The sequence below is a fragment of the Nonomuraea sp. 3N208 genome, assembly GCF_052245935.1.
GTDB lineage: Bacteria > Actinomycetota > Actinomycetes > Streptosporangiales > Streptosporangiaceae > Nonomuraea.
The window spans coordinates 91,745-112,920 of record NZ_JBQQBR010000012.1; the positions used below are offsets into that span (position 1 = coordinate 91,745).

19 protein-coding genes are annotated in these 21,176 nt (G+C 71.2%); 6 read left to right on the plus strand and 13 right to left on the minus strand.

Features of this window, described 5'->3' with window-relative positions:
- Positions 1-60: 60 nt before the first annotated feature.
- The 6 genes from ACTWPT_RS19705 to ACTWPT_RS19730 are packed head-to-tail and all read right to left on the minus strand — an operon-like array spanning position 61 to position 4,536.
- Positions 61-825: an SDR family NAD(P)-dependent oxidoreductase gene (locus ACTWPT_RS19705; protein WP_443178880.1), complete on the minus strand. Its 765-nt coding sequence runs from the start codon at positions 823-825 to the stop codon at positions 61-63.
- A gap of 11 nt (positions 826-836) precedes the next feature.
- Positions 837-1,415 carry a TetR/AcrR family transcriptional regulator gene (locus ACTWPT_RS19710; RefSeq protein WP_443178881.1) on the minus strand — a complete coding sequence of 193 codons (579 nt, stop codon included), beginning with the start codon at positions 1,413-1,415 and terminating at the stop codon, positions 837-839.
- 45 nt (positions 1,416-1,460) lie between these two features.
- Positions 1,461-2,651, minus strand: a complete 1,191-nt coding sequence (locus ACTWPT_RS19715) for a hypothetical protein (RefSeq protein WP_443178882.1) — start codon at positions 2,649-2,651, stop codon at positions 1,461-1,463.
- The gene (locus tag ACTWPT_RS19720; protein ID WP_443178883.1) at positions 2,648-3,157 is read right to left on the minus strand and encodes a SigE family RNA polymerase sigma factor; all 510 of its coding nucleotides are present in this window, start codon (positions 3,155-3,157) and stop codon (positions 2,648-2,650) included. The genes ACTWPT_RS19715 and ACTWPT_RS19720 overlap by 4 nt, the downstream gene beginning before the upstream one ends.
- A gap of 52 nt (positions 3,158-3,209) precedes the next feature.
- The gene (locus ACTWPT_RS19725) at positions 3,210-3,473 is read right to left on the minus strand and encodes a hypothetical protein (protein WP_443178884.1); all 264 of its coding nucleotides are present in this window, start codon (positions 3,471-3,473) and stop codon (positions 3,210-3,212) included.
- Positions 3,466-4,536, minus strand: coding sequence for a glycosyltransferase family 9 protein (locus ACTWPT_RS19730; protein WP_443178885.1), 1,071 nt, complete (start codon positions 4,534-4,536; stop codon positions 3,466-3,468). Before ACTWPT_RS19730 ends, ACTWPT_RS19725 begins: the two co-directional genes overlap by 8 nt.
- Before the next feature lie 93 nt (positions 4,537-4,629).
- Between ACTWPT_RS19730 and rfaE2 the strand changes: the two genes are divergently transcribed.
- On the plus strand, positions 4,630-6,075 hold the full coding sequence (rfaE2, locus tag ACTWPT_RS19735) for a D-glycero-beta-D-manno-heptose 1-phosphate adenylyltransferase (protein WP_443178886.1): 1,446 nt from the start codon (positions 4,630-4,632) through the stop codon (positions 6,073-6,075).
- Positions 6,076-6,174: 99 nt separating this feature from the next.
- Here rfaE2 and ACTWPT_RS19740 read toward each other — a convergent pair whose 3' ends face one another.
- On the minus strand, positions 6,175-7,743 hold the full coding sequence (locus ACTWPT_RS19740) for an IucA/IucC family protein (RefSeq protein ID WP_443178887.1): 1,569 nt from the start codon (positions 7,741-7,743) through the stop codon (positions 6,175-6,177).
- Positions 7,744-7,822: 79 nt separating this feature from the next.
- On the opposite strand from ACTWPT_RS19740, the gene ACTWPT_RS19745 reads away from it, so the two are divergent.
- The gene (locus tag ACTWPT_RS19745) at positions 7,823-9,487 is read left to right on the plus strand and encodes an IucA/IucC family protein (protein WP_443178888.1); all 1,665 of its coding nucleotides are present in this window, start codon (positions 7,823-7,825) and stop codon (positions 9,485-9,487) included.
- On the opposite strand, the gene ACTWPT_RS19750 is transcribed toward ACTWPT_RS19745, so the two are convergent.
- The 3 genes from ACTWPT_RS19750 to ACTWPT_RS19760 all read right to left on the minus strand — a co-directional run bounded on the left by ACTWPT_RS19750 (position 9,484) and on the right by ACTWPT_RS19760 (position 11,819).
- Complete coding sequence (locus ACTWPT_RS19750) at positions 9,484-10,584, minus strand: sialidase family protein (RefSeq protein WP_443178889.1); 1,101 nt, start codon at positions 10,582-10,584, stop codon at positions 9,484-9,486. The two genes, ACTWPT_RS19745 and ACTWPT_RS19750, sit on opposite strands and share 4 nt — an antisense overlap.
- Positions 10,585-10,716: 132 nt before the next feature.
- Positions 10,717-11,346 carry a class F sortase gene (locus tag ACTWPT_RS19755; protein WP_443178890.1) on the minus strand — a complete coding sequence of 210 codons (630 nt, stop codon included), beginning with the start codon at positions 11,344-11,346 and terminating at the stop codon, positions 10,717-10,719.
- A gap of 2 nt (positions 11,347-11,348) precedes the next feature.
- Entirely contained in the window at positions 11,349-11,819 is a 471-nt protein-coding gene (locus tag ACTWPT_RS19760; protein ID WP_443178891.1) for a hypothetical protein, read from the minus strand.
- 191 nt (positions 11,820-12,010) lie between these two features.
- Here ACTWPT_RS19760 and ACTWPT_RS19765 point away from each other — a divergent pair, with 191 nt between their 5' ends.
- Positions 12,011-13,417 (plus strand): dihydrolipoyl dehydrogenase family protein, encoded by a 1,407-nt coding sequence (locus ACTWPT_RS19765; protein WP_443178892.1) that lies wholly within the window; start codon positions 12,011-12,013, stop codon positions 13,415-13,417.
- A gap of 6 nt (positions 13,418-13,423) precedes the next feature.
- Here the strand turns inward: ACTWPT_RS19765 and ACTWPT_RS19770 are convergent, their stop codons facing one another.
- The 3 genes from ACTWPT_RS19770 to ACTWPT_RS19780 form a co-directional block, all read right to left on the minus strand.
- On the minus strand, positions 13,424-13,858 hold the full coding sequence (locus ACTWPT_RS19770; protein ID WP_443178893.1) for an STAS domain-containing protein: 435 nt from the start codon (positions 13,856-13,858) through the stop codon (positions 13,424-13,426).
- A 178-nt stretch (positions 13,859-14,036) separates the two neighbouring features.
- Positions 14,037-15,035 (minus strand): hypothetical protein, encoded by a 999-nt coding sequence (locus ACTWPT_RS19775; RefSeq protein WP_443178894.1) that lies wholly within the window; start codon positions 15,033-15,035, stop codon positions 14,037-14,039.
- Positions 15,032-16,240, minus strand: a complete 1,209-nt coding sequence (locus ACTWPT_RS19780; RefSeq protein ID WP_443178895.1) for a hypothetical protein — start codon at positions 16,238-16,240, stop codon at positions 15,032-15,034. Before ACTWPT_RS19780 ends, ACTWPT_RS19775 begins: the two co-directional genes overlap by 4 nt.
- A gap of 276 nt (positions 16,241-16,516) precedes the next feature.
- Between ACTWPT_RS19780 and ACTWPT_RS19785 the strand changes: the two genes are divergently transcribed.
- The 3 genes from ACTWPT_RS19785 (at position 16,517) to ACTWPT_RS19795 (ending at position 21,103) form a co-directional block, all read left to right on the plus strand.
- A complete protein-coding gene (locus tag ACTWPT_RS19785) occupies positions 16,517-18,661 on the plus strand; it encodes a transglycosylase domain-containing protein (protein WP_443178896.1) in 2,145 nt (714 codons plus the stop codon).
- A gap of 221 nt (positions 18,662-18,882) precedes the next feature.
- Positions 18,883-19,854 (plus strand): LacI family DNA-binding transcriptional regulator, encoded by a 972-nt coding sequence (locus ACTWPT_RS19790; RefSeq protein WP_443178897.1) that lies wholly within the window; start codon positions 18,883-18,885, stop codon positions 19,852-19,854.
- Complete coding sequence (locus tag ACTWPT_RS19795) at positions 19,841-21,103, plus strand: serine/threonine-protein kinase (protein WP_443178898.1); 1,263 nt, start codon at positions 19,841-19,843, stop codon at positions 21,101-21,103. Before ACTWPT_RS19790 ends, ACTWPT_RS19795 begins: the two co-directional genes overlap by 14 nt.
- Positions 21,104-21,176: the final 73 nt, after the last annotated feature.

Here is a 21,176-nt window from a genome sequence, read left to right on the forward strand (position 1 = left end):
GGCCGGCCGCGCGGCGCCGCGCGGCCGGCCGGACCGCTCTCCGGGGCTTTGTGATGAAGGTCAGGCGGTGGCGCCGCCGTCGATCACGTGGTCCTGGCCGACGACGAAGCTCGACTCCGGGGACGACAGCCACAGCACGGCGGCGGCTATCTCCTCCGGGGTCGCGACGCGGCCGATGGGCAGCGCGCCGCGCATGCGCTCGTCCCGCTCCTCGCGGGTCTCCCCCGGGCGAGTCGACATCGGCGAGTCGATCGGACCCGGGCTGACGGCATTGATGCGGACGCCGTCGGCGATGTGGTCGCGGGCGGCGGTGCGGGTCAGGTGGCTCACCGCGGCCTTCGAGGCGGCGTAGGCGGCGGCCCCCGGCAGGCGCCAGTGCGCGCCCAGGTTGGAGGCGACGTTGACGACGGCGCCGCCGCCGTGCGCGCGCATGTGGGCGATCTCGTGCTTCATCGACAGGAACACGCCCGTCAGGTTCACGGCGAGCACCTGGTCCCAGACGTCCTCGTCGTAGTCGGCCACGGGCGCCAGCATGCCGAAGATCCCGGCTGCGTTGCAGGCGACGTCCAGACCGCCGTAGCGGGAGACGGCGGCGGCCACCATGGCGGCGACCTCGGCCGACCGCGTGACGTCCACTCCGAAGGCACTCGCCTGCCCGCCGTCCGTCTCGATGCCCTTCACGACCGCGGCCAGCCGCCCGGCGTCGCGCCCGGCGACGAGCACGGCCGCGCCCTCCTTCGCGTACGCCTGCGCGACCGCCCCGCCCACGACTCCGGTTGCCCCGGTGACCAGCGCGACCTTGCCCTCGAATCTCTTCAATTCCATACCAATCGTTCTCATATTTGGACGGCCGCCATGGCCTGGTCAACCGCGTCACGCAGCCGGCGCGGGTCCGGGTCGGCCCGGCCGAGCACCTTGACACCCTGCAGCAGCACGAGCAGGAACCGAGCGAGCGCGTGCGGGTCCTTGTCCGCCGGGATCTCGCCCTGAGCGCCGGCCCTGATCAGGATGGAGGCCAGCGCGGTCTCCAGCCCCGTCCAGCTCGCCGCCACCTTGCGGGACACCGCGGGGTCGCGGGAGGCGAACTCGACGGCCGTGTTCACCACCATGCAGCCCCGCCGCACCTCGTCGGCCAGGCATTCCGCGACGTAGGAGTCGAGGAACGCACGCAGCGCGGGCAGCGCAGGACCCGGTTGGGACAGCGGCGCCACCACGTCGCGGCGGGCCAGGTAGAGCTCCAGCGCCTTCAGGTAAAGCTCCCGTTTGCCGCCGAAGGTCCCGTAGATGCTGGCCCGCGCGACGCCGAGGTGCGCCACGAGGTCCGCCATCGACGTCGCCTCGTAGCCGCGCTCCCAGAACAGCTCGAGCGCCTTCTCCAGCGCGATCTCGGGGTCGAACTCCTTGCTCCGTGCCACGGCGGCAACGCTAACACTATCGAGAACGATCGGTCAAAAATAAGCCTAGCGAGGTGTCAGCACCCAGCGCCAGGCGTCGTCCTTGTTGCTGTCCCGGTTGGCGGCAAGCTGGGTCATCCGCTTCCCGTCGACGCTCACCAGGACCAGGCCGTTGTTGAACTCGTTCTCGCACGAGCCGGCGCAACCGAGCGCGAGCGCGTTGTCGTCGTCGGCCCAGGCGTGCAGTTGCAGCACGTTCTGGCGGCCGACGATCCGGCCGGTCTCGCGGTCGGTGATCATGGTGGGCAGGCCGTCGGGGCCGAGCACGAGGCGGCCGTTGGGCGAGATGGCCGAGTGGGACGAGTAGCCCACGTACTGCTGGCCCTCGGGCGCGTCGCGGGGCCGGCCGTCGAGGCTGTAGTACACCCGGTCCGGTGTGGTGCTGGTGGGCGCCCACAGCATGGCGCCGTCCAGCGTCCAGCCGAGGTCCTGGCGGCCGTTCATGTTGAACGGGCTCCCGTCGTCGGGCATCGGCGCCAGCTGGTGGTAATCGGCCGTGCCGGCCGCGACGTCGAGGATGTAGTAGCCGGTGCGGGCGCCGCTGGCAGGGACCGGACCCACGCTCTCGTTCTCCGTCGGCGCGATGTCCGGGTAGCCGGAGTAGGTGGTGGCGACGACCTTGGTGCCGTCGGGGGACCAGGAGACGGCCGCCGCCGCATGCTCCAGGTCGAACCACTTCAGGATCTGCCTGGTGTTCATGTCGAGGATGCCCAGCCGTTTGCCGAGCAGATCCCCTTCCAACACGGCCGCGACCTGCAGGCCGGGAGCGGCGTCCACCCAGACCCAGGAGGTCTCTTCGTAGCCGTCGGTGCGCGGGTCATAAAGCGACCACGTCCGCCCCACGCGCTCCCATCCGTCCGCGACCGGCTCGCGATGGTAGGTGTAGTACGCGGAAACAGCCAGCCGGCCGGTGGCGATGAACCCGGTCGGCGGGCTGTGCTCGGTGTCGGCCCGCACATCGGTCGGCGCCGGCGAGGGCCGGGCCGGGAGCGTGACGCCGTCGGCGGGGCGTACCGTCACCTCGGGTGCGCGCTGTCCGGTGACGAACACCGCGACGGCGGCCACCAGCGCCATCACCAACACGGCCGCGCCCGCAGGCTTCCAGGCGCGCCTCCGTAGCGCCCGGTCGGCCAGGTCGTGCGGGACGCGGGTCTCGTCGGCCCACTCGTGCAGCGTGTCGCGAAGCAGTCGAGTCACCGGGCCACCTCCAGTTCCTGTGCCAGCTCGGGGGCGATTTGGCGCAGGCGCGCCAGGGACCTGTGCGCGGTGCTCCTGACCGTGCCGACGGAGCAGCCGAGCGTCCGCGCGATGTCCTTCTCGGGCAGGTCCTCGAAATACCGCAACACCAGCACCGCGCGCTGCCGCGCGGTCAGCCTGGCAAGCGCGGACCGCAGCACCATGCGTAACTCGCTCTGGTGGTTGAGGTCCCGGTCCGCCGACTCGGGCAGGCTCGCCTGGACCACCTCGCCGCGCCGCCCGACCGCCCGCCACCGGCTGATCTGCTGCCGGTACATGATCCGCTTGGCGTACGCCTCCGGCGCCTCCACACGCCGCCACTTGGTCGCCAGCTTCGCCAGCGCGCTCTGCACCAGGTCCTCGGCCGCGTGCTGGTCACCACCGGTGAGCAGGAACCCGAGCCGCATCAGTGCGGGAGAACGCGCGGCGACGAACTCGCGGAAACGTTGCTCGTCCGCGGCGTCCACGATCACCTCCAGGGCTTGACGTCACCCTCTCAGACGCCGCGCCGCCGTCCCGCTATGCGCCTGAGTCCGGAGAATCCAGCAACCCCAGACTCTCCTGTTCGCCCCGGCGCCGGATGACCTCGTTGATCGCCTCGGTCACCTCCTGCCTGTCGTAGGCCCCCTCGGGCAGCTCGTTGAGGTAGGCGAGCACGTCGGCAGGCAGGTTCAGGTGCTCGGAGGCGGCCGCGTACACCTCACGGATAGACACCCGGTCGCGTCCGCCGAACGCCTCGTCGATGGCCTGCCGCAGCTCGTCCAGCACCACATGGTCAGTCATGTCCACATCTCCCCTCAACCGTGAGCAGGTCCCTGACCTGCTCCATCACACTGCCCACGGACACGTCGGTCACCCACGACAGGTCGTGCGGGCAGCGCTCGGCCCGCAAGTCCACGCCACTGGCGCCGCACACCGGGCACGTCGTGGTCCACGAGATCAGCGGCCGGTGCCTGGTCCGGGAGATCGGCCCGGCGTTGATGAGGTTGACGATCCAGTAGACGGCGACCGTGGGCGTGCCGACGGCGGCCGCCAGGTGGCGGGGGCCGGTGTCGTTGGCGATCAACAGGTCGCAGCGTTCGTACAGCGCGGCCAGGCCGCCGAGGCTGAGCGTGCCCGCAGCGGAGGTCGCCGGACGACTCATGGCTGCCACGACGCCCTCGGCCAGATCCCGTTCCTCGCCGGCGCCCGTGACGACGACGGGCCGGTCCAGCAGGTCGGCGACCTCGGCGAAGCGCTCCACCGGCCACCGGCGGCGCGGATCGTTCGCGCCCGGGTGCACGGCGACCAGGCCCGGCGGCGGTTCACCGAACGCGCGGGCCAGCTCGTCCCGGTCCTCGCCGGTGACCGCCAGACGCGGCTCCAGCCCGTCCGCGACTCCGCCGACCAGCGCGGCGACCTGCAGGAAGCGCAGGGTCTCGTGGTGGAAGTCCGAGTACGGCACCCAGCGGTCGAGCCCCTCGGCATCCGGCGCCCGCAGCCCGGCCGTCACCCGCGCCCCGAGCCGCCGGATGAACGGGTTGGAGAACCGGCCGCCGCCGTGGATCTGCACCGCCAGGTCGAACCCGCGCTCCCGCAGCCGCTCGCACACCTCCTCCGGCACCGTGTGCCCGGGCTCCGCCGTCGAGACCCCTGAGATCGGCGGCAGCTCCACCACGTCGTCCACAGGCCCTGGCCGCCCGGTGAGGAACTCGGCGTGCCAGGCGGTGCCGAGCAGGGTCAACCGGGCGCCGGGGTAGGCCCGCTTGAGCGCCTCCAGCGCCGGCACGGCCAGCAGGTAGTCGCCGATCGCATTGGCCCGCAGCACCGCGATCCGCTCCACGCCGTCGACCAGCTCCGTATGCATAGCCGCCCGGCTACCCCAGGTCGTACCCCCCATAACCTGGCATAAGAGGCGACCACCTGGTTTGAGCACAGCTTTCCCAGGTACTCGCTCCTCATGGGCACCGCGAACGAGGAGACCGTCAACGCCGTGGTGGTGGGCGACGTCATGCTGGACTCGTGGCTGCTCGGGTCGGCGAAACGGCTGGCCCAGGAGGCGCCGGTGCCCGTGATGAGTCTGGAGGCGACCGAGAACGCGCCGGGCGGGGCCGCCAACACGGCGGCCAACCTCGTGGCGCTCGGGGCCCGCGTCCGGCTCGTCGGCGTCGTGGGCGACGACCCGCCCGGAGACGAGCTGGTGCAGTTGTTGCGCCTGCTCGGCGTGGAGACGGATCTGGTGACCGTGCCCGGGCGGCGTACCGCGCACAAGCGGCGGCTGGTCGCCAGCGGCCAGCTCACGGCCCGCTACGACGAGGAGGACCACGACGGGCTCCCTGCAGAGGCCCAGCAGGAGCTGCTGCGGCGGGTGACGGCGGCCGTGCGCCGGGCGGACGTGGTGGTGGCCTGCGACTACGGGGGCGGCGTGTGCACGCCCTCCGTGCGCCGTGCGCTCGCCCGGGTCGCCCTGCTGGTGGTGGACGCGCACGCGGTGGCGCCGTGGCGGGAGTGCGCGCCGGCCGCAGTGCTGCCGAACTACGCCGAGGTCGTACGCCTGATGGGCGACGAGGACGGCGAGGAGGACCGGCCGGCCTACCTGATGGCGCGCAGCGACCGGCTGCTGGAGCTGACCGGCGCCGAGATCGTGGTGACCACGCTGGACGGCGAGGGCACGTTGCTGCACAGGAGCGGCTGCCCGCCGTACCGGACCTACGCGCAGCCCGCGCCTCAGCACATGGCCACGGGGGCGGGCGACACCTACACCGCGGCGTTCGCACTCTGGCTGGCGGGCGGCGCGTCGCCCGAGGAGGCGGCGCAGGCGGGCCAGGCCGCGGCCGGCGTCGTCGTACGCCGCTCGGGCACGGCCATCTGCACCCGGCACGACCTGCTGCGTGCCCTGCGCCGCCGCGAGGGCGCGGTGCAGACTCCCGAGCGGCTGGCCCAGCTGCTGGACGAGCACCGGCGCAGGGGCGAGCGGGTCGTGTTCACCAACGGCTGCTTCGACGTGCTGCACCGGGGGCACGTGACCTATCTGGAGCAGGCGGGGCGGCTCGGCGACGTGCTGGTGGTGGCGGTCAACAGCGACGCCGGCGTGGCCCGGTTGAAGGGCCCGGGACGGCCGGTCAACCCGTGTGAGGACCGCATGTCCGTGCTCGCCGCGCTGAACGACGTGGACTACGTGGTCGAGTTCGACGAGGACACCCCGGAGCGGCTGCTCAGAATGATCCGGCCCGAGCTGTACGTCAAAGGCGGCGACTACACGCCGGAGATGTTGCAGGAGGCGCCGCTGGTGCGCGCGCTGGGCGGCGAGGTACGCGTGCTCGGCTACCTTCCCGACCGCTCGACCACCGCCATCATCGGCCGCGTGAAATCGTTGCCCGAGCGACTCCTGCCGCCCGATGTTTAGCGCGTGCGCTGTTCGGTAGCCCTCTGCCTGCTGCCGCAGGCGGTGCGCGCACGCCTCCCCCTGGCCGCACCGCGACCGCTGACCTGAGCGGAGAACAGCTCATGCCGTAAAGAGTCTCAACGGATTTGGGACGGGCACGCAGCGCATCGCCTCTCCCGCGGCGTCCGTCCAGCGCAGCAGCAGATTGGCCTTCGCCGGAATGTGCGTGCTGGAGAGCAGCGTCCGCACTTCCTCAGGATCGCCGTGATCCCGCCCGGCGCCTTTGAACACGGCCCTCGCCCGCGCCCACAACTCATCCCACAGCCGCGGATGGCGTTCGGCGACCGCCCCGGCGAGCTCGCAGAGGTTGTTGGTCACCAGGCAGTAGACCAGCCGCTCCCAGCCGTAGGACCGGCTCACCAGGCCCGAGCGCGGGCCCTCGGGATGCCGCTCCGCGACGATCCTGACGCCTTCATGATCGCGGTAGAGCGCCTGGGCGGGCAGGCCGTGCTCGTCCACCGCGACGAGCACATTCTGCAGGTGGCATTCGAGCACGATCCCGTGGCGCAGGTACGCATGCAAGACCGGCGGCACCAGGTGCTCCAGGTAGCGCTCCCACCACAGCAGCGACCGGTCCTCGTCCAGCCCGTCCAGCGGGTTGCCGGGGAAGCCCTCGCTGATCCCCGCCGCCATCAGCGCGGTCAGCCCTGGGCGCACGTGCTCGCGCAGCCCGTCCCGAACGATCACGGCCAGTGCCTCGCCTCCGTCCCCGCCCAGCTCGGCACTGCGATAGCCGCGGTCGCGCAGCACGGCGGGGCGGGGCACATGCTCCGGCAGGCCGTCGAAAGCCCCGTCGACCAGGTCGGCGACCGCGCGCAGCCGGCGCAGGTCGCGCAGCCACAGGCGGCGAACGTCGTTCGTGATCCGCACATCCAGGCTGAACTTGCAGAACAGGTCGAGCTCCGGCAGGTAGACCGTGCGGATCGAGGCGGTCGGCACGGCCACGGTCGCCGTCGCGCCCAAGTGGCGCAGCCGCCCGCCGCGCAGGCCGCCGCGCAGCTCCACCTGCCAGGGGTGAGCGGGAAGCAGCGCCAAGCCGTCGCCCGGGGGCGGGCCGAGCCGATCGAGCGCGCTCGCATCCCCTTCCTCGACCAGTGCCTCGGCGGGCACTCCGAGCAGCGGCAGGGCGAAGCTCGCATGCGCCTCCGGCGCGTACCGCAGCCATTCCTCCGGACCCGCGCCACCGCGGGCCTTCGGCGCAGGGTGGTAGCGATGACCGGCGACGAGGGCCTGCTCGGAGCGCACGTACGGGTCCGCGGGCGGCGCGGCGGCCCCTCTGGCGGCCAACAGCGCGGCCGCGACGTCCCGGCTGTGGGCGATCTCGGCGGGCAGCACATCGTTGTCCACCCCGGTGCTCGCGCGTAGTTCCGCCGCCGCCAGCGTGACCAGGTCGTCCAGCGACACCGGCCGCCAGCCATCGGGCGTGCGGAGCTCCGCGTCAGTGGGGAAGCGCTTGCCGCGGGCTCGCAGCACCCGGCCGGTCGTGGCCAGAACGAATGTCCCGGATTCCGGGCCCGGGCGGGCCGTCTCGCGGAGCAAGCAATTGAGCAGCGCCGTTACCGCGAGGGCCGCGGCGACTGTTCTCGCCTCTCGCTGTGGCCCGAGGGACGGGAGCTCGGTGGATGCCATGGCGACCTTTTCTTACCATTTGTACCCATTGATGCCCATAGGCTAAATACCCAGGATATTTCTGGAAATAGTGTGAAATATGGGGCGCATTGAGGAGCAGTTCGCGGCTGAGCTGTCCGTCGTACGTCCTGATCTGTCCGCGTCCTACGCTGCGGCGCTCCCGGGCGCGCGAGCCGCCGTGCTCGGCCGCCTGTGGCGCAGCCTCCTCCACGAACCCCTGCCCGCCCTGGCCGCAACCCCAGGCCTGGCCGTACAGGCGTCTCCCAGCCCTCCTGCCGCATGGAGGCCGTCGGGCGAGCAAGGGCAGGCCGTGGTGGTGTTGTCCGATGGCCGGCGGGTGACAGGGCCGGCGCGGCTGCCGTACGACCTGGGCGGCGTACCCACCCTGTGGCTGGACGACCGGCCCTGCACGCACCCCGCTGACCTGCTGGCCGCGCTCGGACTGCCCGGCGCCGGGCGGCTGATCGAGGATCTGGACAACAGCGTCGCCTCCCTGGCCCTGTCCCGCGCGAGCGCCGCCACGCAGTCCCCGGCGACGACCACGACGCCGGAGTACTACGAGCAGAGTGTGGTCGATGGTCACCCTTACCACCCGTGCTGCCGCAGCCGCCCGGGTGTGTCGGTGGCCGAGCAGCTGGCGTACATGCCGGAGCACCGCCCCGTCGTCGCCCTGGACCTGGTCGCGGTGCCCGCGGCGGACTGCCTGATCTCAGGTCCGTGGCCGGCCTCGCTCACCGACGGCGACCGGCTGCTCCTGCCCGTGCACCCGTGGCAGACCCGGCACGTGCTGCCCGACCTGGGCCTGCGGCCGTACGCGACGGGCGCGATCCGGGCCCACCCGCTGATGTCCGTACGCACCCTCGCGCCACTCGACGGCGGCCCGCATCTCAAAACGGCGTTCACCACCCGCATGACCTCGGACGTCAGGGACATCTCGCCCGGCTCGATCCGCGACTGCGTGGCACTGTCCGACCTGCTCACGGGCCTGTCGGCGCGGCTGGGCGGCCGCCTGCACGTGGCACGCTACCTGGCCGGGGCCGCCGCCACGGCGAAGGGCGAGCTGAGCGCCGACCTGTCGGCCATGCTGCGCGAGCCGACCGTGCACCCTGTCGCCGGGTCCGCGACTGTGCACCCTGTCGCCGGGTCCGCGACTGTGCTACCCGTCGCGGCCGTCACCCGTGAGATGGTCCACGACCCGCCCCAGTGGCTGGCGGCGTTCGCCCGCCTGGCCCTGGCCGGCGCCCTCGGCCTGCTGGCGCTCGGCGCGGCGCTGGAGGCACACGGCCAGAACCTGCTGATCGTGATCGACGGAGCCCACGGAGCTCGCGGCCGCGGCCTGCCCGCCCGCCTGATCTACCGGGACCTGGCCGACGTCCGGCTCAGCCCCGCCAGGCTGGCCCGCAACGGGATCGAGGTCCCGCCGGTCAGCGCCAGGCTGCTCAGCGACGACCCCGCCGTCCTGCACGCCAAGCTGTTCGGCTCGCTCGTCGGCACCACGTTCGGCAGCCTGATCTCCCTCTTCTGCGCGGGCGACCGGGCCGTCGAGTCACGGCTGTGGGCCGTCGTGGCGGGAGCCGCCCGCGAGGCGTTCGACGCGCTGCCCGGCGGCCCGGACGTGCGGGCCGACCGCGACGCCCTGTTCGGCCCGCACATCACGGTCAAGGCTCTCCTGCTCGCACAGCTGGAAGGCGCGCCACCGGGCGACAGCTGGACGAAGGTGCCCAACCCGCTCTGCGTGATCTAGGACGCCAGCTCGGCGATGGAGATGCGGCGGAAGGCGATGCTCTCGTACGGGGCGAAGCTTCCGGTCTCGAACAGCAGGCCCACCGTGTTTCCGTCCACCCTGACCAGGTCGGAGTAGGCCGCGGGCAACCCGGACACCGTGTGCGCGGCCCGCCAGGTGACGCCGAGGTCGTCGCTTGCGCGTACCGTCATCAACGCCCGCGCATCGGGCGCCGCGGGACCCGAGAACAGCAGCACGTCCGGCGAGTCGCACCACAACACACTGCCTTCCACCACCGGGCCGACCAGTCCCGCCTGAGGGCGGAAGGGCTGCTCCAGCGTCTGGCCGCCGTCGGCAGAGTAGGCGTCGGCCCTGGTGCCGGGGGCGGTGGAGTCGGTGCGGGTATTGAGGTAGACGCGCCCGTCGGGCAGTTCGGTGGCCGTGGTCTCGTTGACGTTGACATATCCGTCGGGATTGTCGTCGACGTAGCCGATGCGCCAGGTCTGGCCGCCGTCGTCGCTGAGCACCGAGTGGCCGCCGTTGTACTTCCCCTCGGTCCCGTTGTCCTGACCGGTCGGGGGCAGCGAGTGGTTGGCGGGGACCACGATGCGCCCGGTGTGCTGTCCGCGCCGCAGCTCGATCGCGTGCCCGGGCGTGGTCGCGTACCAACGCCACTCCGGCCGCTTCGCGCTGCCGGTGATCTCGCGAGGAGCCGACCAGGTGACCCCGTCGTCCTCGCTGACCTGAACGAACACCCGCCGCCCATCGGCCGCGGACACCTGGCCGCGCCGGATCTTCTCCTCGGTGGCCGACGGCCCCTGCTGGACGTACACCAGGACGATCCGGCCGTCGGCCAGCGCCACCGGGGCCGGGTTGCCCGCGGTGCCGCGCCGCGGCTCCGTGGCGATCACCTGCAGGGCGCCCCAGGTCAGGCCGCCGTCCGTCGAGCGCTTGAGCACCAGGTCGATGTGTCCCGAGTCGCCGGCCGAGGCGTGCCGTCCCTCCGCGAACGCCAGCACGGTCCCCGCCTGCGTGACGACCGCCGCGGGGATCCGGTATGTGTGGTAGCCATCCGTCGCCCGGTGGAACGGCACCGACGTGTGATCACGATCCGCCATGCGGGCACGCTACGGGCCGCGGGTTAACGACGTCCGAAGCCCGGCCGACGTGAAGGCGAATGAGGCCAGTGGTGGGGCAGGGACGCCTGTGCCGCTGAGGAGCGGGGCTCATCAGCGGCACAGGATTCCGGGTCAACTGGCGAAGACGACCACGTTGTCACGGTAGCTGCGGCGCTGTCGGTCGAACGTGCCGCCGCACGTGATCAGGCGGAGCTGAGTGCCCCTGCCCGAGCCGTAGACCTCCTTGTCCGGGATGCGGTTCTTCGGATAACTGGCCAGGCGGTTCACCACGAACGTGACCGTCGTGCCGTCGGCGCGGTCGACGTGGACGCGGTCGCCCTTGCGTAGCTGGCGCAGGCGGTAGAACACCGCCGGGCCGGTGGTCGAGTCGACGTGGCCCGCGATCACGGCGACTCCTTGCTCGCCCGGTTCCGGTCCTGCCTGGTTCCATCCCACCCGGTCGAACTGCTTGGGGGCGACCAGGCGGGCCTTGGCGTCAAGCCGCAGCGGGATCACCCTGGTGGTGACGTCGATGGCGGGGATGCGTAACCGCACGGGGTTGGCGACGTCGGCCCGGCGTGGCCCGGTGTCCGACACCGGGCGGGTGTCCCCGTCTCGTGCCCGAGCCGAGGCCCCGTCGCGAGTCGAGGTCGCCGCCCCGTCGTGGGCGGGGCTCGCCGCCTCGTGGGCCGCCGGAGCGGCGGCGCATCCTCCGGCCGCCGCGACCAGCGCGCAGGTCGCCACCGTCAGGAACGCGCGCACGGTCAGCCGCCCGCGAAGAAGGCGCGCCGCACCCAGTACGCCCCTACGGCCAGCAGCCCAGCGCCGGCCAAACTCAGCGGCACCACGGGAACCGACCCGTCATCGGCGCTGCCGCTCCCAGCGGTCCCGCCCATACCGGTGTCGACCCCGCCCCGCGGAGCCCCGCCGTCGTCGTCATCGTCATCGTCACGCGACGCACCACCCACGCCGGTGTCCACCCCGCCCCGCGGAGCCCCGCCGTCGTCGTCATCGTCGTCGTCACGCGACGCACCACCCACGCCGGTGTCCACCCCGCCCCGCGGAGCCCCGTCGTCGTCGTCGTCATCGTCGCCGTCGTCCGAGGTGGCGGCGACGTGGACGGAGGCCGGGACGGCCGCCGCTTGGGCGCTCGTCGTCACGAAGATCGCGCCGGTCGTGCCCAGCCCGAGCGCGACCACGATCGTGAGCAGGATCCGCCGTAGTGCCTGGCCCATGTGAGTCTCCTCCTGACGTTCCGCCACGGCCTCTCCGCGGCGGCTGACCTCAGCCTCCAAGGCGGCCGTTGGGCCACTATGAGGTCGAGATGACAGGTCTCTCACCCGGGTATGCGGCAGGGGCGCTCGATATGCGAGGCACCTGGGCATGAAAGAGTGCAAATCACGAACGAGTGCTTCTGGAGGCTGGGGTGGCTGACGAGTTCGACGTCATCGTGATCGGAGCCGGTCCCGCCGGCGAGAACGTGGTGGGCCGGGCCGTACGCGGCGGCCTGACCACGGCCGTGGTCGAGGAGCGCCTGGCGGGCGGCGAGTGCTCCTACTGGGCGTGCGTGCCGAGCAAGGCGCTGCTGCGGCCGATCGACCTGGCGGGCGAGGTGAGCCGGGTGCCCGGCCTCTCGCTCGGTGAGATCGACGTCGCGGCCGTGCTGGCCCGCCGGGACGAGGCCGTCTCGCGATACGACGACACCGGCCAGGTGGGGTGGATCGAGGGGGTGCCGGCCGAGTTCGTACGAGGGCGCGGCCGGCTCGACGGCCCCAAGCGGGTACGCGTGACCACGGAAGACGGCGCCGAGCGGGTGCTGACCGCCAGGCAGGCCGTGGTGCTGGCCACCGGCAGCAAGGCGGTCGTGCCTCCAGTGCCGGGCCTGGTCGAGGCCGACCCGTGGACCAGTCACGAGGTGACCGCGGCCACCGCGATCCCAGAGCGGCTGGCAGTGCTCGGCGGCGGGGTGGTGGCCTGCGAGATGGCGCAGGCCATGCACGGGCTCGGCGCCCGGCAGACCACCTTGCTGGTTCGCGGCGGCGGCCTGCTGGGCAGGATGGAGCCGTTCGCGGGTGAGATGCTCGCCGAGTCGTTCGCGGAGACCGGGATCGACGTGCGGACCCATACCGACGTGGTCAGGGTCGAGCGGCCCGAGCCCGGCGGGAAGGTGACGGTGCACCTGCCCGAGGAGCCGCCGCTGGAGGCCGACGAGCTGCTGGTGGCCACCGGCCGCCGCCCCGCCACCCGCGACCTGGGGCTCGCCTCGGTAGGCCTGGCCGACGGCAAGTACGTCGAGGTGGACGACAGCATGCGGGCGACCGGCGTCCCCGAGGGCTGGCTGTACGCCGTGGGCGACGTCAACGGCCGGACGCTGCTCACCCACATGGGCAAGTACCAAGCCAGGGTCTGCGGCGACGTGATCGCGGCGCGGGCGCGCGGCGACGAGTTGCCCGCGATGCGCGACCTGGCCGACGGCTACGGCGCGCCGCAGGTGGTCTTCACCGATCCGCAGGTCTGCGCGGTGGGCCGCACCGAGGCGGCGGCCAGGGAGGCGGGCTTCCGGGCTCGCACTGTGGATTACGACTTGGGCGCCGTCACCGGGGCGTACCTGCTGGGCGACGGCTACCGTGGCCGGGCCAGGGCCGTCGTGGATGAGGACAGGAAGGTGCTGCTCGGCGTCACGTTCGTCGGTCCGGGCACGGCCGAGCTGGTGCACGCAGCCACGATCGCGGTCACCGCCGAGGTGCCGCTCGACCGGCTCTGGCACGCTGTCCCCTCGTTCCCGACGGTCAGCGAGGTGTGGCTGCGCCTGCTGGAGGCGTACGGGATGTAGGACGATTCAGCAACCCCCGCGTTCGGCCGCGGCCTGCCCACCCACGTTGATGACGATGGGCGGGCGGCTCGGCGCGGGGCTAGCGGATTCCCCCGACTGCAGCATCAACTCCGCCACGGTCGCCTCGACGCTGTCGCGTAGTTCGACGTGCGACAGCAGGTCCGTCAGCCGCAACACGGACAGCAGATGATCGGAGGGCTTGACCAGGATGATCCGCCCACTGCCCTCCTCCTCCATGCGCTGCATCGCCATCGCCAGCACGCCGATGACCGAGGAGTCGTAGAAATCCAGGTCGGCCAGGTCGAACACGAGAACGGGCCCGTCCGACCAGTCCCACACCGCGTTGATGCAGGCGCTGAACCGGACGCGTCCCGCATGGTCGAGCTCACCACTGGCACGCATGACCGTGCACTGGACATATCGGGTCGTCGCGATTCGCAAGCCGCTCCTGCTCACATGTTCTCAACTGCCCTCAGAGCGGCGTTATCACAGGTGATCGCCATTTTTCCCGGCCCATTAAGGCTCGCGGTGCCCCGGCCCGGCGCAGCGCGGCCAGCACGTCGAACTCCCCCTGCCGCGGCCCACGTTCGGTGAACACCCGGTCGACCTGCGGGCCGAACTAGTGCGAGGTGCCCGACTCCAGGGTGGGGATGGCGCCAGGCGGGGTCCCGACGATCACCAGCAGCGGCGACCGGGTGGGGCTGGGCAGCTCCAGCTCGGTGATGTTGCCCTGCACCCGCCGCTTGGCCCGGCCCATGTCGCCGTCCCTGACGCTGAGGATCCGCACCACCGTCGGCGCCGCCGTCCGCATGAGCTTCCTGATGGCGTGACGCAACCAGCGCAGCTCGCTGTTCATTCGCCGCCACGTCGCCGGGATGACGCTGGCCGGCTCCGCCCTGCTGCCCAGCCGGAGCGTGATGCGGCCGCTCGACCCGAACGCGCCCGGCAGCACCGGGTTGATCACGAACATGCCCGAGCGCAGCTGACGTACACCCTGCCTGTTGACATTCGCCAGGCCGCCGGCGCTGACCAGCGAGTAGAGCTCGCAGCGGCATCCGTCGAGCCTGTCGGGGTCGAAGTCCGCCGGTGGCGGCTCCTCGAACACGATCTTGTCGAGCCGCAGCCCCGCCACGCCGTCAGACATGAGGCGCCCGCCCACGATCTGGCGCACCTCCTCGCTGACGCCGTCGCCTTTCATGATGTCGAGTGCCTCGATGCTGATCAGCCCGTCGTCGGGGATCTCCTCCGCCGGCAGGTCGAAGGCCACCTGGGCATGCGCCTTGCGGCCGCGCAGCAGAACGCACTGGCGCAGCCGCCCCTGGGAGCGGATCTGGATCAGCCGCGGAAGCGGGTTCGCGGGCTCGCTCCTGTCGGTGTGCCAGCCGGCCACCGAGCGCTCGTCCAGCGACAGCGCCATCCGCACCCGCAGCGGACGGCCCTGTGCGGCGATCTTGAAGCCGGCCAGCCCCGACGTCTCGAACCTGCCGACGATCTGCGTGCCCCGGTGCAGGTGGTCGGTCACCTGCAACGCGGCGACCTGGCCGCTGAGCAGGTGCGCGGGCGGTATCGCCGGAACGATCAACTGGTCGAGATCGGTGGCGGATCCTGCGCTGCTCATCGAGTGCTCCTCGCGGGGGTCAGTGTGGTGGACAGCCCTGCCGGGTGACGGAAGTCGAAACGGGTGAGCAGGGGGTCACGCCGTTCCCACATGCGGTGGACGGCGCCGAAGAGGGGGTCGCCGTCGCGTTCCACGTATCGGAGGTTGACGGCCAGTACGCGCGCGTAGTCGTCGCCGTGCGCCCAGTGCGGCAGGAGCTGGGTGGGCACGTCGCCGCCGCAGCGGCGCATCCAGAGCCACAGGCGGGCGCGCTCACGCTGCTCGGGGCCGAGGATGGTGTCGCCCTTGGCGTGCCTGGCGATGGCCTCCTCCAGCAGCTGCCGGAGCTCGGACGGCGAGCGCGACACGTGTGTGGCCCCGCAGTCGATTCCTTCCGACCAGCCGGCCTGGATGACGGGGATGCCGAAGGCAGGCAGGTCGCTCTCGCCGAAGGTGACCGCCACGTCCGTCAGGCTCCACAGGATGTTCGTGGACAGGGCGTCGGCCACGTACTTCATCCGGGCGTGGGCGGCCCCGACCGGATCCACGAAGAGCCAGTTGGCCGACTCGTCGCACTCGGCGAACTGCGCCGCCGTCTCGAACAGGTCTGTGTCCTCGCCGGGCTTGTGGCCGAACACGGTGACCGTGGGCAGGCCGGGATCGAGCCCCAGTCGGGCGCAGCCATAGTTACGCAGCTGGCGGCGTTCGGTGTCGGTGCGGACCTGGTAGTCGCCCTTCGTCTGCCAGGCCACGCGTTCCGCGCTGTGCCTGATCAGCTCGCGGTGCGGCCACACGTACTGCTCGAAGAACGCGGCGACCCGGCCGGGCAGCTCCTCCTGGAAGGAGCTCGGCCCGTCCGTGGGGAACAACGCGTACGCCTGCAGCGTGCCTGTGTCGTGCACATGCACGACCGGGATCTCCCTCGGCACACCGCGGTCCACCCGGGCGGTGACCAGCGCGACAGGCGGCGTCTCCGGCTGCAGGTCGCGGGTGGCCCCGAATACCTCGCCCAGCTGCCGCGCCTCCGGGTCGCCCAGCACGACCAGCCGCGCCGCGACCGCACCGCAGACGGCCTTCGCGACCATGAGCGTGCGTGCCACGGCTCTGATGTCCTGGTCGTACACCTCCGCCACGACGCATCCCGCACCGCTGGCGCTCTCTCCCCAGTGGGTACGAGCAGCGCGGAGCAGACGATCGAAGTGTCCGTCATCCCCGACACGACGCATGAGACCCTCCACCGAGGCCAGGAAGATATGCCCTGGTAGACGTTGCCAGAGCGGCGTGCGGCCGCCTCGCCACTGACGCGGTTCTTTACCGACGCCTGACGGAAGCCGTGGCCGGCCCTGACACGCGATCAACAAGATGTGCCGGAAATCACGACATCGGGGGCGAACAAAACGACTCCCCGGGAGGTCCAAGGTTTTTACGTAGAGCACGCCATGGGCGGGTTTAGGATGCACCCTATTACCACGAGGGGGAGGAATTTTCGCATGGGTTCCCGTATGTCGAGTATCGCGCGCCTGACCGGGGCCGCGGCAGCGGCCGGGGTGGTGGCCGCCGCCATCGCGCTGCCCGCGGTCGGAGGCACCGGAGCGATGTTCGTCTCGGCATCCGAGGACCTGGGCATCAAACCCGAGGAGCTCAAGGAGCCCCCGCTGGCGGAGAAGACCGTGGTGCTGGACGCCAAGGGCAACCAGATCGCGCAGTTCTACGAGGAGTACCGCGAGAACGTCAAGCTCACCGACGTCGCCGAGGTCATGAAGACGGCGATCATCTCCATCGAGGACTACCGCTTCTACGAGCACGGCGCGATCGACATCGAGGGCACCATCCGCGCCCTGGCCAAGAACCTCAGCTCAGGCGGCATCGCCCAGGGCGGCTCGTCCATCACCCAGCAGTACGTCAAGCAGGTACTGCTCAACTCGGCGACCACCGAGAAGGAGAAGAACGCCGCCCTCGAGGCCAGCTACGCGCGCAAGCTCAGGGAGCTGCGGTACGCGATGGCGATCGAGGAGAAGTACACCAAGGATCAGATCCTGGAGAAGTACCTCAACATCGCCTACTTCGGCGCCAGCGCGTACGGCGTGGAGGCCGCGGCCAAGCGGTTCTTCGGCGTGAGCGCCTCCGAGCTGACCATGGCGCAGGCGGCGACCCTGGCCGGCGCTGTGCAGGACCCCAACGCGACGGACCCGAACCTGGGCAAGGAGCAGCGGGAGCGGCTGCTGAACAGGCGCAACCTCGTGCTCGACACGATGGCCAAACTGGGCAAGATCACTCCCCAGGAGGCCGCGGAGGCCAAGGCCAAGAAGCTCGGCTGGAAGGGCACCGCACTTCCTGGCGGCTGCGGGGCCAGCGATTATCCGTACTTCTGCATGTACGTCCGCAACGAGATCCTCACCAATCCGGTCTTCGCCAAGACGGCCAAGGCCAGGAGCCAATACCTCAACCGGGGCGGCCTGGAGATCACGACCACCCTCGACCCGGGGATGCAGGAGGCGGCCGAGAAGGCCATCAAGAAGCACGTGTTCGCCACGGACAACCCGGTCGCCTCCGAGGCGCTGGTCGAGCCGGGCACGGGCGCGATCAAGGCCATGGCCGCCAGCCGCAAGTACGGCAACAACAAGCGCAAGAAGGAAATGTCCTACAACGTCGTCGCAGACGCGGTGCACGGCGGCGGCACCGGCTTCCAGGCAGGCTCGACGTTCAAGACCTTCACCCTGCTCACCGCGCTGAAGCAGGGCATGAAGATCAACGACGGGATCAGCGTCGGCGGCGGCTACCGGGCCCCCTACTACTCCTCGTTCAAGAACTGCAAGGGCGAGAACATCGGCGACCCCACCCACGTCGTGGAGAACGCCGAGGGGGGCGGCGGCGGCTTCAAGTCGCTGGCCACAGGCACGTGGGGCTCGGTGAACACCTTCTTCGTCGCACTGGAGCAGAAGGTCGGCCTGTGCAACGTGGTCAAGACGGCCAAGTCGCTGGGCATCAAGCGGTCCGACGGCCTGGCGCTGACGGAGTTCGAGACGTTCACGCTCGGCACCAACGAGATGGATCCGGTGACCGTGGCCAACGCGTACGCCGCGATCGGCGCGCGCGGCAAGTACTGCGCGCCCATGGCCATCACCTCGATCAAGGACCGCGACGGCGCGGTGAAGACCTACAAGCCCAAGTGCAAGCAGGCCTTCGACCCCGAGGTCGCGGACGCCGCGGCGAACATCCTTTCGGGCGTCTTCACCAAGGGCACGATGCGCGGCGTCGGCGGCATCGGCCGCCCGGCCGCCGGCAAGACCGGCACCACGGACAACCAGGCCAGCGCCTGGTTCGCCGGGTTCACCCCGGACCTGGCGGGGGCGGTCAGCATCGGTGACCCGCGCGGCGCGCAGGCGAGCAAGCTCAACAACATCACCATCGGCGGCCGCTACTACGGCTCGGTCTTCGGCGCCTCGATTCCCGGTCCGATCTGGAAAGACACCATGATCGCCGCGCTGAAGGGCGTCCCGGCGACGGACTTCACGCCGGTGAACTCCGCCCGCTTCGGCGGCTGCGGCCAGAGCTGCGCGCCGGTGCAGCGCGAGCCCGAGCGCGAAGAGCCGGAGGCAGGCGACGACGACCCCTTCGACATTGCCGTCGGTGGAGGAGACGACTGATCATTCTGGGGATTTCCACCACCCAGATATGACAAATCGGACAGGCAAAATAGCGTGATCAACATCGTCCACAAAAACCTCTGACGGTTACCAACGCCTCTAGCTCCGCAAATTCGGAGTGCGTCCGCACAATGGGACGCACTCCTTGCAAAGGCTCTATTAACAGGGGCGAAACATTGGTACCTTGGGAGCGCTCCCAGGAACTTCCCGCGAGGTGCTCCATGACCGAGCAGCCCACACTGGCACAGGTGGCGGCCGCTGCAGGGGTTTCCCCCGCGACCGCATCCCGAGTTCTCACAGGCTCGGTGCGGGTCAGTACCTCGACCCGCCGCCAAGTCTACGACGCCGTCTCCCGTATGGGGTACGTCCGGCACCGGGCGCCCAGGGGAACGGCAACCAAAACCATGGCCGACGGCGTCACGGCCGTGATCTGTGATCATTTACCCCGACTGTTCTCCGAGCCCTACTATGCCAGGCTCCTGTCCGCCGCGGGCGCCGTGATCGCCGAGCACGGCACCCATCTGGTGGTCACGACCGTCACCCCCACGTCGTCGACCCTCCCAGCACTGTCCGGCGCGGTGCTCATCATCGGCGCCAGAGAACGCCATCCCCTGGCGATCAAACTGTCCACGTCGGGCGTCCCGGTGCGCAACATCGGCCGCCCGCCCCACGACCTCAAGCTCCCGTACGCCGACGTCGACAACTACGACGGCGGCCGGCAGGCGGCCGAGCACTTCCTGCTCAGCGGTCGCAGGAATGTGGCCGCGATCGGCGGCCCACCATCCTTGCCGGCCGCCCGCGACCGGCTGGACGGGCTGGTCCGCACCCTGCAGGCGGCCGGCGCACCGGACGTGCCGGTGGCCTACGGCGACTTCACCGCCGCCTCGGGCACCCATGCCATGCAGTGGCTGCTGCGCCACGCCCCTGGACTGGACGCCGTCTTCGTCGCCTCGGACCTGATGGCGGCAGGCGCGATCCAGGCCCTGCGCAGGGCCGGGCGCAAGGTGCCCGCGGACGTCGCGGTGATCGGATTCGACGACGCCCCGGTCGCCAAGCACACCGCCCCCACGCTGACCACGATCCGACAGCCCGTCGAGGAACTCGCCACGGTCGCCACCCGGCTGCTCCTCACGGGGGCCGCGGGGATCGACCCCGTCCTCCCCACAGAACTGGTCGTCCGTGAGTCGGCTTGAGCCTGGGGAGGTGCTGGCCCGCCGGTATCTGCTGCTGGATCCGCTGGCCCGCGGGGGCATGTCGGTCATCTGGCGCGCCTTCGATCAGTCACTGCATCGGATGATCGCGCTCAAGGTGCTGACCGCTTCCCTGCACACCGATTGCGGCGAGCGGGTCAGCGTCCGCAGCGAGGCCCGCGCCGCCGCCCGATTCATCCACCCCGACACCATCGAGATCTACGACTACGGCGAGTGCGTCACCGCCAATGGCGGCGTCGCCGCCTATGTCGTGATGCCGCTGCTCGACGGCACACCGCTGGCCGAGCGAATCGAGGCGGGGCCGCTGCCGTGGCCCGAGGCGGCGGGCATCGCGCTGCGGCTGGCCCGGGTCCTCATGGCCGGGCACGCCCGCGGCCTGGTGCACCGGGACGTCACGGCCGAGAACGTGCTGCTCACCGCGGACGGGCCCAAGCTGCTCGACTTCGGCATCGCGGCCTGGGCGGGCGACCCGGAGGACGACCGGGGCACCCCGCCCTACGTCGCGCCGGAGCGCCTGCTCGGTGCGCCGACCCATCCCGCGGTCGACGTGTACGCCCTGGGTGTGCTGCTGCACACCATGCTCACGGGGCGGACGCCGTACCCGGAGACCACGTGGGAGGAGATCGAGGTCGCCTGCCGCACGTCTCCCCCGCCGCGGGTCCCCGGGGTGCCGCACGGGATCGCCTCGCTCGGCCAGCGGTGCCTGGCGCACCGGCCGGAGGAGCGGCCCACGGCGGCGGACATCGTCGACGAGCTGACCTCCGCGCTGGGCACGGCGACCTTCGGCCTGCACCTCAGGCGGGGCCTGACGGTCGCGAGCTCCGCCGCGCTCGCGCTCTCCGCACTGCTGTGGTTCCAGCAGACGGGGCTCCAGCAGCAGGGGATGCCGCAGCAGGTGGACAAGGCCGTGGTGGAGCCGTCGGCGTCCCCCACGGCCAGGTACATCGAGAGCACACCGGCCGCGGCGGTGACCATCGACCAGGCGGTGGACGACTTCACGACGGTGCTGGAGGCCAGGACGCCGTGCGGCGCGACCGACGCCGACGTCGTGCTCGACCTCAAGCAGGTGCTGACCGCCACCGTGATACCGCGGGGCCCGTACGAGTCCACGACCGCCAACATCCGCAGGAAGTTATCCGACCGCTGGCGGGAGGGCAGGCTCACGCCCGCCTGCCTGAGCGAGCTGGAAGCCAGGCTCGACGACATCGAGAGCGCGCTCGGTCGCGATTGAAGGAGGGGTACGGCAGCACCAGCCGTACCCCTCCGATCGCGCGGCCCGTGCCCCTCGCTAAAGCACGTCCGCG